Source organism: Serratia sp. CY71090, from assembly GCF_052166845.1.
Classification (GTDB): domain Bacteria; phylum Pseudomonadota; class Gammaproteobacteria; order Enterobacterales; family Enterobacteriaceae; genus Serratia; species Serratia nematodiphila.
On the sequence record NZ_JBJNOA010000003.1, the window covers coordinates 324,659 to 338,915 of the forward strand.

At 63.2% G+C, this 14,257-nt stretch carries 13 protein-coding genes; 9 read left to right on the top strand and 4 right to left on the bottom strand.

The features are described 5' to 3' along the window. Window position 1: 1 nt before the first annotated feature. The 3 genes from ACJ8OK_RS07920 to ACJ8OK_RS07930 are packed head-to-tail and all read right to left on the bottom strand — an operon-like array spanning window position 2 to window position 3,924. Window positions 2-757 (bottom strand): class I SAM-dependent methyltransferase, encoded by a 756-nt coding sequence (locus ACJ8OK_RS07920; protein ID WP_442530506.1) that lies wholly within the window; start codon window positions 755-757, stop codon window positions 2-4. Between the two features lies 1 nt (window position 758). Then, window positions 759-1,754, bottom strand: a complete 996-nt coding sequence (locus ACJ8OK_RS07925; RefSeq protein WP_235363129.1) for an ABC transporter substrate-binding protein — start codon at window positions 1,752-1,754, stop codon at window positions 759-761. 4 nt (window positions 1,755-1,758) lie between these two features. Continuing rightward, window positions 1,759-3,924, bottom strand: a complete 2,166-nt coding sequence (locus ACJ8OK_RS07930; protein ID WP_442530507.1) for a TonB-dependent siderophore receptor — start codon at window positions 3,922-3,924, stop codon at window positions 1,759-1,761. Between the two features lie 188 nt (window positions 3,925-4,112). Between ACJ8OK_RS07930 and modE the strand changes: the two genes are divergently transcribed. From modE to gpmA, 9 genes are all read left to right on the top strand, one after another. After that, window positions 4,113-4,904 carry a molybdenum-dependent transcriptional regulator gene (gene modE / locus ACJ8OK_RS07935; protein ID WP_135637896.1) on the top strand — a complete coding sequence of 264 codons (792 nt, stop codon included), beginning with the start codon at window positions 4,113-4,115 and terminating at the stop codon, window positions 4,902-4,904. A gap of 90 nt (window positions 4,905-4,994) precedes the next feature. Beyond that, window positions 4,995-6,482, top strand: a complete 1,488-nt coding sequence (gene modF, locus ACJ8OK_RS07940) for a molybdate ABC transporter ATP-binding protein ModF (protein WP_280598066.1) — start codon at window positions 4,995-4,997, stop codon at window positions 6,480-6,482. A 94-nt stretch (window positions 6,483-6,576) separates the two neighbouring features. Continuing rightward, window positions 6,577-7,149 (top strand): cysteine hydrolase family protein, encoded by a 573-nt coding sequence (locus ACJ8OK_RS07945; RefSeq protein ID WP_033633892.1) that lies wholly within the window; start codon window positions 6,577-6,579, stop codon window positions 7,147-7,149. 166 nt (window positions 7,150-7,315) lie between these two features. Then, on the top strand, window positions 7,316-8,134 hold the full coding sequence (locus ACJ8OK_RS07950) for a CPBP family intramembrane glutamic endopeptidase (protein ID WP_048322415.1): 819 nt from the start codon (window positions 7,316-7,318) through the stop codon (window positions 8,132-8,134). Between the two features lie 286 nt (window positions 8,135-8,420). Beyond that, window positions 8,421-9,473, top strand: coding sequence for a galactose-1-phosphate uridylyltransferase (galT, locus tag ACJ8OK_RS07955; protein ID WP_049278102.1), 1,053 nt, complete (start codon window positions 8,421-8,423; stop codon window positions 9,471-9,473). Continuing rightward, on the top strand, window positions 9,470-10,621 hold the full coding sequence (gene galK, locus ACJ8OK_RS07960) for a galactokinase (protein WP_033633895.1): 1,152 nt from the start codon (window positions 9,470-9,472) through the stop codon (window positions 10,619-10,621). The genes galT and galK overlap by 4 nt, the downstream gene beginning before the upstream one ends. Next, complete coding sequence (gene galM / locus ACJ8OK_RS07965) at window positions 10,615-11,658, top strand: galactose-1-epimerase (protein WP_033633897.1); 1,044 nt, start codon at window positions 10,615-10,617, stop codon at window positions 11,656-11,658. Before galK ends, galM begins: the two co-directional genes overlap by 7 nt. 197 nt (window positions 11,659-11,855) lie before the next feature. Beyond that, the gene (locus ACJ8OK_RS07970) at window positions 11,856-12,203 is read left to right on the top strand and encodes a PsiF family protein (RefSeq protein WP_033633898.1); all 348 of its coding nucleotides are present in this window, start codon (window positions 11,856-11,858) and stop codon (window positions 12,201-12,203) included. A gap of 216 nt (window positions 12,204-12,419) precedes the next feature. Beyond that, complete coding sequence (gene gpmA, locus ACJ8OK_RS07975) at window positions 12,420-13,172, top strand: 2,3-diphosphoglycerate-dependent phosphoglycerate mutase (protein ID WP_004939834.1); 753 nt, start codon at window positions 12,420-12,422, stop codon at window positions 13,170-13,172. A gap of 46 nt (window positions 13,173-13,218) precedes the next feature. On the opposite strand, the gene ACJ8OK_RS07980 is transcribed toward gpmA, so the two are convergent. Beyond that, a complete protein-coding gene (locus ACJ8OK_RS07980) occupies window positions 13,219-14,256 on the bottom strand; it encodes a M48 family metallopeptidase (RefSeq protein ID WP_004939835.1) in 1,038 nt (345 codons plus the stop codon). Window position 14,257: the final 1 nt, after the last annotated feature.

The window sequence follows — 14,257 nt, forward strand, 5'->3', positions numbered from 1 at the left end:
GCTATTTCCAGCCTGCGATCACATAGTCGTCCAACAGTTGCCATACCGTCCCCGCCTCGCTGAAACCGGCTTGTCTGAGGGCCGCGAGCTGGAAATCCACCGGCGTCGGCGGCGGTACCGGGCGGCCGGCGAACAGCGCTTCGCGCTCGGCCTGATAAGCGGCCAAGGCCGGCGATTGCAGCGCACCGGCGAACCAACGATCCCAATCCTCAACGCCGCTGTCCCAGGCGCGCTGTTGGGTCTGCTCGTCGTGCCGCTCCGCCAACGCTTTCAACCGCGGATGGCGATGGTCACAGCGCTGATGATCGGCATTGAGGAATACGCCGCCGGCGGCCAGCAGCCCGGCGACGTTACGGTACAATGCCAGCTGCTGTTCCGGCATCAGCCAGTGCAGCGCCGTACTGGACACCGCCGCCTGCGGCGTGGGGCCGGACAACGCGGAAAAACAGGCCGGATCCGCCAGATCGGCCTGCAGGATACGGATCCGATCGCCATACTCCGCCAGCGCGCCGCGCGCCACCGCCAGCAGCAGCGGATCGAGATCGATGGCGGTCACCCTGGCCTGCGGAAAGCGCTGCAAAATACGCAGGCTGAGCGATCCCGGGCCACAGGCCAGATCCAGCACGTGAAAATCCTGGCCGACGGCCAGCGCCAGCACGTCCAGCTGGGCGTTAAAACGCGCTTCGCGTTCGGCGATGTAGGCCGCCTGCTGGCGATCCCAGGAGTCCAGCAGCGAAGAGAATGAAACGGCAGTCATATCAAGGTTCCTTGTTGGAAAGCGTCGGAGCCTGCGGCGGCAAGGCCGCCAGGCCCCGAATCAAACGGCCCAGCGCCGCCACGGTGCGGGCGGAAGGGTCCATGTCGTAACCGGGGAGGATCACGTAGCGCCGCTGACGCACGGCGCGCAGCGTCGCGGTCAGCGGGTGATGCTCCAGAAAGGCGATCTTGTCGGCCGCGCTGTCGCCGAAGCCGCCGCGCGGCAGATCGCCAAGCACGATCGCATCCGGATCGCGGGCGGCGATAACCTCCCAGGACACCGTCGGCCACAGCTCGGGCAGATCGCCGAACAGGTTCTCGCTGCCGACGCTGCGGCTCAGCAAGCCTGGCGCGCCGCAGCAGCCGGCCACATAGGGCGTCTGCGCGCCGGCATACCACCACAGCAGCCGCCAATGCGGCAGCTGTGCGCGCTGCGGCTCAAGCGCCCTCAACTGCCCGCGCAGCCGTTCGATCAGCGCTTCACCGGCGCGGCTGACGTTGAAGATACGCGCCAGCTCCCGCAGCTCGGTGAAAATGTCTTCGAACGTCAGCGCGGCGGCGATCGCGCTTTGCTGGCCGCTGCAGGCGCCGGGAGAGAGATAAGTGCCGATGCCCCATTCCGCCAGCCGCGCCCGATCGGGCGTTTCCGGGCTGTACAGCCAGTAATAGCTGGCCGAATAGACAAAATCCGGCCGCATCAGCAGCAACGCTTCCGCCGTGGGCGGCGCCGGGCTGGCTGGCACCCGCAGCGCCTCGGCCGGCGCCGTCGGCGCGAGATCGCGCGCGCGGTCATACCCGACCACGCCGATCGCACGGCCGGCCAGCCCCAGCGCCAGCAGGTTTTCCAGCGCCGGGTTGGCGTAAACCAGCACCCGCTGCGGCGGCTGCGGGTAATCGCGCGTTACCCCGCAATTGTGCAGGCTGACGGCATCGGCACGCAGCGGCGCGCCCCAGCCCAATCCCAGGGCGCACAACAACAGGTAAAGCGAACGTTTCACGCCGTCAGAACCTGACCGACACGAAGGTTTCATAGCTGCGCGGCGGCGCGATCAGCGCCTGATCCGGGTAGGTGCGCTGATAGGCGTACAGCTGGTTGGTGGCGTTGCGAATGCGGAAACCGACATCGACGATCGGCGTCAGCTGATAATCCGCCGCCAGATCAAGCGTGGTGTACGCGCGCATCTTGCGCCGGTTGGCATCGTCGTTGTAACTGCTGCCGACGTAGCGCAGCGAAGAAGCCAGCCCCAAACGTTCCGTCGCCTGATAATGCACGCTGAGGTTGGCGGTCCAGTCCGGGATATAGGCCGGGCGATTGCCGTTGTAGCTGCGCAGCGGGCTACCGCCGCGATAGTCGTCGTAGCGGGCGTGCGTGTAGGCGGCGTTGCCGGCCAGCTCCCAGCGATCGTCGGGACGCAGCACCACGCCAAGTTCGATGCCACGTGACGTCTGCCTGCCTACCGCGTTCAACGCATCCGGCCGCTGCGCGTCGGGCACAAACAGGTTGTCCTTGCGCAGTTCGTACAGCGCCAGCGTCGCCTCGCCCTTGTTACCCCAAAACTGCCCTTTGGCGCCGGCCTCCCACTGGCGCGCTCGCGTCAGCGGCAGATCGATCTGCGCCGGGCTGAGGAAGAACAGATCGTTGCCCGGCTCCTGGCCGGTGGTGTAGTTGGCGTAGAGCGTGAGGTTATCGGTCAATGCATAGCTGGGGCCCAGGCTCCAGGTGCTGAAAACGTAGGTGCGCGCGCGGCTCTCTTCCTGCGGCCCCTGGAAGCGCCAGTCCATGTCCATATGGTTGTAGCGCAACTGGCCCAGCAACGCTAAACGCTCGGTCAGGCTGAAGCGATCTTCAAGAAAGGCGGCGTACTGATTCTGGGTGACGTGGCGCACCGGCGCGCGTTGGCGATCGGTGCCCTGCGCGAACGGCTCTCTGGGCGGCGCGCCGAGCGGCACGTCTTCAGAACCGGGGAAACCGTTGGAGTAGTACTGAAAATGCCGCTTGCTCAGGTCGAAGCCGACCAGCAACCGGTTATCGAAACCGGCAATGGCGCGATCGAACACCAGCGAACTGCGGTTGCCGATCAGATCGTCGTCGTGCGCCAGGGCGCCGAAAGAGTCGCGGTTGACGTCGCCGGGCCGGGCCGCCGCCGCGACGCGGAAACGCTCGACGTTGCGCCATTCGCGAAAGCCGCTGTAGTAATAGAATTGGTTATGCCATTCCACCTCGGGCGTCATAAACCAGTCCAGACCGGCCTGAAATGCGGTGGCGTTGCTCTGGATGCGGCTGTCGGTCAGGTTGTTGTAATTGATGTCGCGCAGCTCACCGGCAATGCGCCCATCCAGCAGCGGCGTGCCGTAGTAAGGGTTATTGGTGCGGTTGAGCATGCGGTCCAGGCTCAGCGTCAACAGCGCATCGTCGGTCAGCTTAAACAGCAGCGAGCCGGAAACCCGCTTCTGCCGATCGCGCTCGTCCTGCACGTTGCTACCGCTGTCGTTGCCGCTGACGTCCAACCGGTACGCCACCGCATCGTCCACCACCAGCGCGCCGCCGGCTCCCAGATGCAAACGCTGGCTGCGGTAGCTGCCGAAGCCATAGTCGAGTTCAACCGGCTGGCGGCTGAAGGTCGGCCGCCGCGAGATCAGGTTGACGCTGCCGCCTGCGGCGCTCAGGCCGTTCAAGGCCGATCCCGGCCCGCGCAGTACCTCGATGCTGTCGTAATGCGCCGGATCGCCCAGCTGCAGCGTGCTGCCGGGCATCTCCACGCCGTTATACAGCCAGGCGATCGGCCGGAAACCGCGCGCGGAAAAGTTATTGGACAACGTTGGCGAAGCGACGCCGGACAGACCGGTGGCGCGCTCGACGGCGGCGGCCAGCGAGCGATCGCCCCGCTGTTGGATCGCCCGCGCGCTGATGATATCGACACTGCGCGGCGTCTCCCGAGCGGTCAGCCCGAGCTGTGACGCGCTGCGGCTCACGGCGTTCAACGCATCGTAGCGCCCGGCGGGGGCCGCCGCCTCCACGGTGAGATGTTCTTCGCATCCCGTGGCACTGCGGGCTTTATCGCAGTCGGCGGCGAAAGCCAGCGGCGCCGTCAGTGCGCCACCGACCCAGGCGGCGGCTAGGCATAAAGATTTTCTGGGCGTGACAAGACGCCGGCGTGTCGTACTCATGTGGAGCATCCCTGTGGTGAAATAAAAACTGGCCGCAGCCGGCGTAAAGCCTTATCGTTTTTCTGTTATGTTATATTATAACAATAAAGCAATGCCAGTCTTTATTACCCCGCTCTCCAGCGCACTGCGTTTGGCGCTTTGCCGCCAAATCGGCGACAATAAGATTTTTGCCGCCGACAGGATGCGCTATGCAGGCCGAAATTCTTCTGACTCTCAAACTCCAGCAAAAGCTGTTCGCCGATCCGCGCCGCATCGCGCTGCTGAAACAGGTGCAGCACACCGGCTCCATCAGCCAGGGCGCCAAACTGGCGGGCATCAGCTACAAAAGCGCCTGGGATGCCATCAATGAGATGAACCAGTTGGCGGAACAAACGGTGGTGGACCGCGCCACCGGCGGGAAAGGCGGCGGCGGCGCACAGCTGACGCACTATGGCCAGCGGCTGATCCAGCTGTATGACCTGCTGGGCCAGGTGCAGCAAAAGGCCTTCGACGTGTTGCAGCAGGACGATCTGCCGCTCGACAGCCTGCTGGCGGCCATCTCGCGCTTCTCGCTGCAAACCAGCGCGCGCAATCAGTTCTTCGGTACCGTCATCGAACGCGATCATCAGCAGGTGCAGCAGCACCTGGCGATTTTGTTGAGCGACGGCAGCACTCGTCTGACGGCGGCCATTACCCAGCAAAGCGCCGACCGGCTGCAGCTGACGCCGGGCAAAGAGGTGCTGGCGCTGATCAAGGCGCCCTGGGTGCGGTTAAGCGTCGAGACGGCGGAACATGCCGGCGCGGATAACGCGCTGGCGGGCGTGGTGGCCGGCATTCAGCCAGGCGCCGAACACAGTGAGGTGCTGGTGACGCTGGCGGGCGGCGAAACCCTGTGCGCCACGCTGACGACGGCGGAGCTGCAGCGTCTGCAGCTGAGCGTCGGCGCCGCCGTACACGCCCTGTTCAACGCCGACCACGTGATTGTCGCCACGTTGTGTTAAGCGCAACGTAACGTTGCATTTTTGTTGATTGACATCCCCCTGCAATGCGCCTATTTCTAAGGCAAATAATTGCAAAAAAAGGAACAGGTGATGTCGTCGTTGCACATTTCGCAAGGTTCATTCCGCTTAAGCGATACCCGCACCCTGACGCTGGACGCGCTGGAAATCCAGGCCGGCGACAGCTGGGCCTTCGTCGGCGCCAACGGCAGCGGCAAATCTGCCCTGGCGCGGGCGCTGGCCGACGAACTGGTTCTGCTCGGTGGCGAGCGCCGCAGCGACTTTCAGCACGCGGTGCGCATCTCCTTCGAACAGCTGCAAAAAATGGTCAGCGACGAGTGGCAACGCAACAACACCGATCTGCTCAGCGCGGACGAGGACGACACCGGCCGCACCGCGGCTGAGATCATTCAGGAAGAGGTGAAAGACGCCGCGCGCTGTGAGCGGCTGGCCGCACAGTTCGGCATCACCGCCCTGCTAACGCGCCGCTTCAAATACCTCTCCACCGGCGAAACGCGCAAGACCCTGCTGTGCCGGGCGCTGATGCCCGAGCCCGACCTGCTGATCCTCGACGAGCCTTTCGACGGGCTGGACGTGCACTCGCGCGCGCAGCTCGCCACGCTGCTGAGCGAGCTTTCCGCCCAGGGCCAGACCCTGGTGCTGGTGCTCAACCGGTTCGACGAAATCCCGGATTTTGTCCGGCGGGTGGGCGTGCTGGCGGAGTGCACCCTGACCAGCCGCGGGCCGCGCAGCCAGGTGATGGCGGACGCGCTGGTGGCGCAGCTGGCGCACAGCGAAAATCTCAGCGGGCTGGCGCTGCCGGAAACCGAGGATCCGACGCAAAAAGTAGCCCTGCAGGCGGATCGGCCGCTGATCGTCCTGCGTGACGGCGTGGTCAGTTATGACGATCGGCCGATCCTCAATCACCTCGACTGGCAGGTAAATCCCGGCGAACACTGGCAGATCGTCGGCCCGAACGGCGCCGGCAAATCCACATTGCTCAGCTTGATCACCGGCGATCATCCACAGGGCTACAGCAACGATCTGACGCTATTCGGCCGCCGCCGCGGCAGCGGGGAAACCATCTGGGAAATCAAACGCCATATCGGCTACGTCAGCAGCAGCCTGCATCTGGATTATCGCGTCAACACCAGCGTGCGCAACGTGGTGATGTCAGGGTTTTTCGATTCGATCGGCATTTATCAGGCGGTTTCGGATCGTCAGCGGCAGCTGACCGAACAATGGCTGGCGCTGCTCGGGCTCAACGGCGCGCGCGGTGACGCCCCGTTCCACAGCCTTTCCTGGGGCCAACAGCGGCTGGCGCTGATCGCCCGCGCGCTGGTGAAACACCCGGCACTGCTGATCCTCGACGAGCCGCTGCAGGGGCTGGATCCGCTCAATCGCCAGCTGGTGCGCCGCTTCATCGACGTGCTGATCGGCCAGGGCGCCACCCAGCTGCTGTTCGTCTCGCACCATGCCGAAGATGCGCCGCAGTGCATCACTCACCGCCTCAGCTTCGTGCCCGACGGCGAAGGCGGCTATGGTTACCAACAGCAACGGCTGGAGGCGGCCTCCGCCTGAAACGCGGCGTAAACATATCCGGCAACACTTCACCGCAGCACATCACATTTGGCCTTTTATCATAGAAAGGAAGAAGGCCATTTTTGGAGACGCCATGTCCGCTGCGTTGATTATCATCGACCTGATCGAAGATCTGATCGGGCCCAAAGGGCGCGCCAACCACTGCCGCGAACAGGTGGCGGCGACCCACCTGCTCGCCAACGTCAATGCCGCCGCGGCCTATGCCCGGGTGCGAAAAATCCCGGTGATTTGGGTGCGGGTGGGATTCGCCGACGATTATCATGACATTCCGCCCCATTCGCCGCTGTTCAACCATCTCAAGCAGATCGGCGCACTGCGGTTAAACGGCCCGGGCTGCCGCTGGATGCCCGAACTGCATCAGGAAGAGACCGATCTGCTGTTTGAAAAAACGGCAGTCAGCGCTTTCTCCGGTAACAATTTGTTAGCCTGGCTGCGGCAACATCGGTGCCACCATCTGCTGCTGGCGGGCGTCAGCACGCCGCTCGCCATCGAGAGCACCGCGCGGCAGGCGCACGACGCCGGCTTTCAGGTGACCGTACTGCACGATCTGTGCGCAGCCCCCACGCAGGAGATCCACCAGCAGAGCCTGGATACCCTGCAAAACCTGGCCGAAATCACCCGTTCGCAGGCCTGGATGAAAGGCTAACCCTCATCGCCGCCGGTCGTGTGGGCCAGCATCATGCACAAATGCATCACTGCCCCGACCTTTAGCGTCATCTTGGTGTGCTACTATCCGCTCTAGCGCTCAATTTCGCCATCATCGCACGCCGCAAAGGCGCTGAGCGCCGTGTACATATTTAAAGGGACATATTATGTGGGGCGTACTGGCTGCTTCGTTATTTTTCTTGCCGTTTAATCGGCTGATAGCCTGGGTGATCCTGGCCGCCTCGGCGGGCATGGGGCTTTATCATGGGGTACTGACGCCGCTCAGCCTGGGTTGCCTGTTGGCCATCGTGGCGTTGGCGGGGCTGCGCCACCATTTTCGCGAGCAGCGTAATCTGGCGATTGCGCTCGAAGGGCTGGTGGTCGCCGGCTGCGTGGCGCTGTTCTTGCATCTGGTGCCGGGCATCCACAATCAACTGATGATCGACGGCGAAAAAGCCGGCCCGCTCAGCGCGCCGTTCACGATGTATTACAACTTCGATAAGGCGATGGTGCCCTTCCTGCTGTTCGCCTGCTTGCCCACGCTGTTTTCCGCCGAACGCGGCGGCAACGCTGGCAAAGCGGGCTGGATTGCGCTGCTGCTGGCCGTGCCGGCGCTGTTGCTGCTGGCCGTCGCGCTGGGCGGCTTAAAAATCGAGTTGCATGCGCCCGCCTGGATCCTGCCTTTCGTGATGGCAAACCTGTTCTTCGTCTGCATGGCCGAGGAAGCGCTGTTTCGCGGCTACCTGCAACAGCGTCTCAGCCAGTGGCTGGGCGCCTGGCCGGCGCTGATCGTCGCCTCCCTGGTGTTCGGCGCCGCGCATCTGGCGGGCGGTACGCTGATGGTGATCTTCGCGACCCTCGCCGGGGTGATCTACGGCCTGGCGTGGATGTGGAGCGGCCGTCTGTGGGTGCCGATTCTGTTCCATTTCGGGCTTAATCTGACCCATCTGCTGTTCTTCACCTATCCGCTGTACCAGCATTCTTAACGGCTGAAGCCGGCAGAGAGCCCCCTCTCTGCCGGCTGGTCAGGTGAAAACGCTATCACCAGCACCTCACCGCAATGCCCTCAATCACGTTGTCGCCCGCTTTTCTTCGCCCTTCCTGCGCTTTTCTATGAAGTGTAAACGATTCCATTTTTCGCGTTAGATCACCTTTTTACCGCCGCGGGCGTGCTATCTTTCTGCGCAATAGCCTCTCCCTGTTCAGCAACGGGCGTCTCAAGACGGTAATTGGAAGCGATTACACTTTCGTCGGCGCCAAGAAAGGAACCGTATGACGGAATTTAACCCTATCGATCATCCGCACCGCCGCTACAACCCGCTCAGCGGCCAGTGGGTGCTGGTTTCACCGCACCGCGCCAAGCGCCCCTGGCAGGGCCAACAAGAAGCCGTCCCGACGGAAACGCTGCCAACGCACGATCCCGACTGTTTCCTGTGCCCGGGCAATGCGCGCGTCACCGGCGATCGCAATCCGGATTATCGCGGTACCTATGTTTTCGCCAACGATTTCGCCGCGCTGATGAGCGATACGCCACCGGCGCCCGATAGCCAGGATCCGCTGATGCGCAGCCAGAGCGCGCGCGGTGTCAGCCGGGTGATCTGCTTCTCTCCCGATCACAGCAAGACCCTGCCCGAACTGGCGCTGCCGGCGCTGGAACAGGTGGTCGCCGCCTGGCAGGCGCAAACCGCTGAGCTGGGCAAGCACTACCCCTGGGTACAGCTGTTCGAAAACAAAGGCGCGGCGATGGGCTGCTCCAACCCGCACCCGCACGGGCAAGTCTGGGCCAACAGCTTTCTGCCGAACGAGGCCGAACGCGAAGATCGCCTGCAGCACGACTATTTTCGGGAACACGCCTCCCCGCTGCTGCTGGATTATGCGCAGCGCGAGCTGGCCGCAGGCGAACGCATCGTGGTGAACACCGAACACTGGTTGGCGGTAGTGCCCTACTGGGCCGCCTGGCCGTTTGAAACGCTGCTGCTGCCGAAAGCGGCGGTGCAGCGCATCACCGATCTCAGCGCGGCGCAAAGCCAAGATCTGGCGCTGGCGCTGAAGAAGCTGACCAGCCGCTACGACAACCTGTTCCAGTGTTCCTTCCCCTATTCGATGGGATGGCACGGTGCGCCGTTCAACGGTGCCGACAACCGGCACTGGCAGCTGCACGCCCATTTCTATCCGCCGCTGCTGCGTTCAGCCAGCGTGCGCAAGTTTATGGTCGGTTACGAGATGCTGGCGGAAACCCAGCGCGATCTGACCGCTGAACAGGCCGCAGAGCGTCTGCGCGCCGTCAGCGATATACATTACCGTGAAGCCGGAGCCCAAGCATGAGCCTGAAACCGCTTACCCATTCCCTGTTTACCGAACACTTCGGCTACGCGCCGGCGTTGACCATCCAGGCGCCGGGGCGGGTGAACCTGATCGGCGAGCATACCGATTACAACGACGGCTTCGTGCTGCCCTGCGCCATCGATTACCAAACCGTCATCGCCTGCGCCAAGCGCGACGACCGTCAGATCCGCGTGCTGGCCGCCGATTATCAGAATCAGCAGGATCAATTCTCGCTCGACGAGCCGATCGTCAGCCACCCCGATCAGCGCTGGTCCGACTATGTGCGCGGCGTGGTGAAACATCTTCAGCGCCGCAACGCCGACTTCGGCGGCGCGGATCTGGTGATCGCCGGCAATGTGCCGCAAGGGGCGGGGCTCAGCTCCTCCGCCGCGCTGGAGGTGGCGGTGGGCCAGGCGCTGCAGGCGCTCTATCAGCTGCCGTTGGACGGCGTGGCGCTGGCGCTGAACGGCCAGGAGGCGGAGAACCAGTTCGTCGGCTGCAACTGCGGCATCATGGACCAGTTGATCTCCGCGCTCGGCCGGCGCGACAGCGCTCTGCTGATCGACTGCCGCTCGCTGGAGACCCGTGCGGTGCCGATGCCGGGCAGCGTCGCGGTGGTGATCATCAACTCCAATGTGCAACGCGGGCTGGTGGACAGCGAGTACAACACCCGCCGCACACAGTGCGAAGAAGCGGCGCGGTTCTTCGGCGTCAAGGCGCTGCGCGACGTCAGCCCCGAACAGTTTGCAGCGCGTCAACATCAGTTGGATCCGTTGGTGGCCAAACGCGCGCGGCACGTCATCAGCGAGAACGCCCGCACGCTGGCGGCGGCCGACGCGCTGGCGGCCGGCGACCTGCAGCGCATGGGCCGGCTGATGGCGGAATCCCACGCCTCGATGCGCGATGACTTTGAAATCACCGTACCGCCGATCGATCGGTTGGTCGAGATCGTCAAAGCGACGATCGGCCCGCGCGGTGGCGTGCGCATGACCGGCGGCGGCTTTGGCGGCTGCATCGTCGCGTTGATGCCGCAGGATCTCGTGGAGACGGTGCGTGCCGCCGTGGCGCACGAGTATCCGCGGCAAACCGGCGGATTGCAGGAAACGTTCTATGTCTGCCAGGCTTCGCAGGGAGCCGGTACATGCTGACGGCAACCGCGGCAGCGGCGCCCGATGGGCAACCTTACCAGCTGACACTGCTGCAAAACGCCGGCGGCATGACGGTGACGCTGATGGACTGGGGCGCCACCTGGCTGTCCGCCGTCTTGCCGCTCAAATCCGGTGAAAAGCGCGAGCTGTTGCTGGGCTGCCACAGCCCGGCGGACTACCCACGTCAGGGCGCCTATCTGGGTGCCACCGTCGGCCGTTACGCCAACCGCATCGCCAACGCCAGTCTGCCCATCGGCGGGAAACCCCATGCGCTGGCCGCCAATCAGGGCGCCCATCAGCTGCACGGTGGCCCCGACGGTTTTCATGCCCGCCGCTGGCGCCGGGTGCAGCATGATGCGCAGCAGGTCTGCTATGCGCTGCATTCGGCGGAGGGCGATCAGGGTTTCCCCGGCAATCTCGACGTGCAGGTTTGTTACCGCCTGACCTCGGATAATCGCCTGGAAATCAACTATCTGGCGCAGGTCGATCGCCCCTGCCCGGTCAATCTGACCAACCACGCCTATTTCAATCTGGACGGCGCCGGCACCGACGCCCGCGCCCAACGGTTGCAGCTGTTCGCCGATCGCTACCTGCCTGTCGACGCCGAGGGCATTCCCTGCGCCGATCTGACGCCGGTGGACGGCAGCGGCATGGATTTCCGCCAGCCGAAAACGCTGCTGCAGGATTTCCTGCGCGATCGCGACCAGCAGCGGGTGCAAGGCTACGATCACGCCTTTCTGCTGCATCGTACCTGCGGGGCGCTGGAGAGCCCGGCGGCGCATTTGTGGTCCGCCGACGGGCAAGTGCAAATGAGCGTGTTCACCGACGCGCCTGCGCTGCAGCTCTACAGCGGCAATTATCTGGCCGGCACGCCGGCGCGCGATGGCGGCAGCTACGCCAACCATGCCGGCGTGGCGTTGGAGAGCGAGTTTTTGCCGGACAGCCCGCACCATCCCGAGTGGCCGCAGCCGGACTGTTGGCTGCAACCGGGGAGCCGCTACCGCAGCGCCACGCATTATCAGTTTTATCCTATCTGACCCGCTACGCCCCTCGCCGCGCGGCCGGGGGCAATTTGTTATAAATGCTTACCTTTTAGCGCCATCCCCCCAACGGCGCCCACCTTCCCTTATTCCAAAGCGCACACTACACTCAGGCTACCGTGATAAGCACAACGCCTTGTGCAACGTCACAATTTTCGGCCGATGGCGGCCAATCAATAGCTGAAGGAACACCTATGCGTCTGATTACTGCACTTCCATTGCTGGCGGGCTTAATGCTGAGCACCAATCTGATGGCGGCCGACGCGACGACGGCGACGAAAACGCCTTCGCCGGCGCAGGCGGCCCAACAGAAACGCATGACCGATTGCAACCAGCAGGCATCCACCAAGTCGCTGAAAGGCGCCGATCGCTCCACCTTTATGAGCACCTGCCTGAAGTCCGAAGGCACCGCTGCGTCCGGCAAAACCCTGACGCCGCAGCAGCAGAAAATGAAAAGCTGCAATGCCGACGCCAAGACCAAGGATCTGAAGGGCGACGCGCGTAAAACCTTCATGAGCAACTGCCTGAAAAAATCGGCCTGATTTTCCCCACGCCACGGCGCGTCCGGAGCGATTCCGACGTGCCGTTTCTCCCCCTTCCGCATCAGCCTGAACGATTCAGCTTTTTCCTTTCGCCAGCCCTTACTTTGCGGCAAGAAATTGGCTATGGTTAGACACTATCGATTGCCGAGCCCCGGCCCGCGGCAATATAATGATTTTCGTTATCATTGAAATGTCAGATTATTAAGGAGTTAAGCTATGGCTGTAACTAAGCTGGTTCTGGTGCGTCACGGCGAAAGCCAGTGGAACCAAGAAAACCGCTTCACCGGTTGGTATGATGTTGATCTGTCCGACAAGGGCCGCACCGAAGCGAAAGCAGCAGGCAAGCTGTTGAAAGAAGAAGGTTTCACTTTCGACTTCGCTTACACCTCCGTACTGAAGCGCGCGATCCACACCCTGTGGAACATCCTCGACGAGCTGGATCAGGCCTGGTTGCCAACCGAAAAATCCTGGAAGCTGAACGAACGTCACTACGGCGCGCTGCAGGGTCTGAACAAAGCGGAAACCGCAGAAAAATACGGCGACGAGCAGGTGAAACAATGGCGTCGCGGCTTCGCGGTGACCCCACCTGAGCTGACCAAAGAAGACGAACGTTACCCTGGCCACGATCCGCGCTACGCTTCTCTGACCGAGCAAGAGCTGCCGCTGACCGAAAGCCTGGCGCTGACCATCGATCGCGTTATCCCTTACTGGGACGAAGAGATCCTGCCACGCATCAAGAGCGGAGAGCGCGTGATCGTTGCGGCGCACGGCAACTCGCTGCGCGCGCTGGTGAAATACCTGGATAACCTGAGCGAAGATGAAATCCTCGAGCTGAACATCCCAACCGGCGTGCCGTTGGTGTATGAGTTCGACGAGAACTTCAAGCCAACCAAACGTTACTACCTGGGTAACGCCGACGAGATCGCAGCAAAAGCGGCGGCCGTAGCGAACCAGGGTAAAGCGAAGTAATTTCGCCCGTTCACGAAAAAGCCCCCGGTTTTCACCGGGGGCTTTTTTATTGCTGCTGCGCCATCGCCTCATTCACCGCGTCCAGCCGTTCCTGCATCGCCGGATGGGTGCTGAGCCAGGCCGGCAGCGCCCAGTCATCGGTCTTTTCTCGTTCAGGCGCCTGCGCCAACGCGCGGTAGATCGCCGCCATTTCCGCCAGCGAACGCCCCTGGCGCTGCATTTCCGCTATCGCAAACGCATCCGCCTCACGCTCCATCCCGCGAGAAAACTGCATCTCATTCACGAAGGACGCAGACTGCAGCAGCGTATCGCCGATGCCGCTGACGTCACCCGTCATCCACATCAGCGTCAACGCCACCAGTGACGAACGCACCAACATGCGCATCGGGTGACGATGAGCGTGATGCCCCATCTCATGCAGCATCACCGCCGCCAGGCCATCGTCGTTTTTTGACAAGGTGACCAGGCTATCGCTGAGCACCAGCGTGCCGTCGGGCAACATAAAGGCGTTCGGCGCACCGGGCGCCGCCATCAGCTTCAGCGAGAGCGGCGTGCGCTCCTGGCGCATCTCGGCCGGCATCACCTGCCGAAATAGCTGCTGCAACGCCCGTTGCCGCTCGGCCGGCAGTGCAGAGGGCGCGAAGCCGCTCTGGTCCAAAAACGTCTGCGTATGTTTGCCCAGCGTCTGTTCCACCGAGGTGGGGATGCGCATGGCGATCTCGCTGCTCGCCCACGGCAGCACCACGTAAACGTAAGCCACTACCGCCAGCAGCGTCATCAGCAGCGCCAGAGCGACGCCGCGTTTATGGCGTTCCAGGCGATGCACCCACCCTGGCGAACGGCGCTGATAGAACCAGCGGCGAAAGGCTGCGTCGTCGTCAGGCACAAAGCGCCCGCCGCCCTTGAAGGTGAGCGTCAGCGGAATATTACCCAGCGCGGCAGAAACGGTAATGTCCGTCAGCGGGATGTAACGCTGTTCATCCTGCCGCTGCAACGTCACGCCTTCGCCGCTTTCGTTCACCAGCAGACGAGCCGCCTCACGTGCGGCCCGTCCCGGCAACTGATAAGCGCCTTCAAGGATCATC

Excerpts from the sequence above, each read along its gene's own strand:
- ACJ8OK_RS07980 (WP_004939835.1), bottom strand. The coding sequence starts at position 14,256 with ATGATCCTTGAAGGCGCTTATCAGTTGCCGGGACGGGCCGCACGTGAG.
- galK (WP_033633895.1), top strand. The coding sequence starts at position 9,470 with ATGAGCCTGAAACCGCTTACCCATTCCCTGTTTACCGAACACTTCGGC.
- ACJ8OK_RS07970 (WP_033633898.1), top strand. The coding sequence starts at position 11,856 with ATGCGTCTGATTACTGCACTTCCATTGCTGGCGGGCTTAATGCTGAGC.
- galM (WP_033633897.1), top strand. The coding sequence starts at position 10,615 with ATGCTGACGGCAACCGCGGCAGCGGCGCCCGATGGGCAACCTTACCAG.
- ACJ8OK_RS07950 (WP_048322415.1), top strand. The coding sequence starts at position 7,316 with ATGTGGGGCGTACTGGCTGCTTCGTTATTTTTCTTGCCGTTTAATCGG.
- ACJ8OK_RS07945 (WP_033633892.1), top strand. The coding sequence starts at position 6,577 with ATGTCCGCTGCGTTGATTATCATCGACCTGATCGAAGATCTGATCGGG.
- gpmA (WP_004939834.1), top strand. The coding sequence starts at position 12,420 with ATGGCTGTAACTAAGCTGGTTCTGGTGCGTCACGGCGAAAGCCAGTGG.
- ACJ8OK_RS07920 (WP_442530506.1), bottom strand. The coding sequence starts at position 757 with ATGACTGCCGTTTCATTCTCTTCGCTGCTGGACTCCTGGGATCGCCAG.
- modE (WP_135637896.1), top strand. The coding sequence starts at position 4,113 with ATGCAGGCCGAAATTCTTCTGACTCTCAAACTCCAGCAAAAGCTGTTC.
- modF (WP_280598066.1), top strand. The coding sequence starts at position 4,995 with ATGTCGTCGTTGCACATTTCGCAAGGTTCATTCCGCTTAAGCGATACC.
- galT (WP_049278102.1), top strand. The coding sequence starts at position 8,421 with ATGACGGAATTTAACCCTATCGATCATCCGCACCGCCGCTACAACCCG.
- ACJ8OK_RS07930 (WP_442530507.1), bottom strand. The coding sequence starts at position 3,924 with ATGAGTACGACACGCCGGCGTCTTGTCACGCCCAGAAAATCTTTATGC.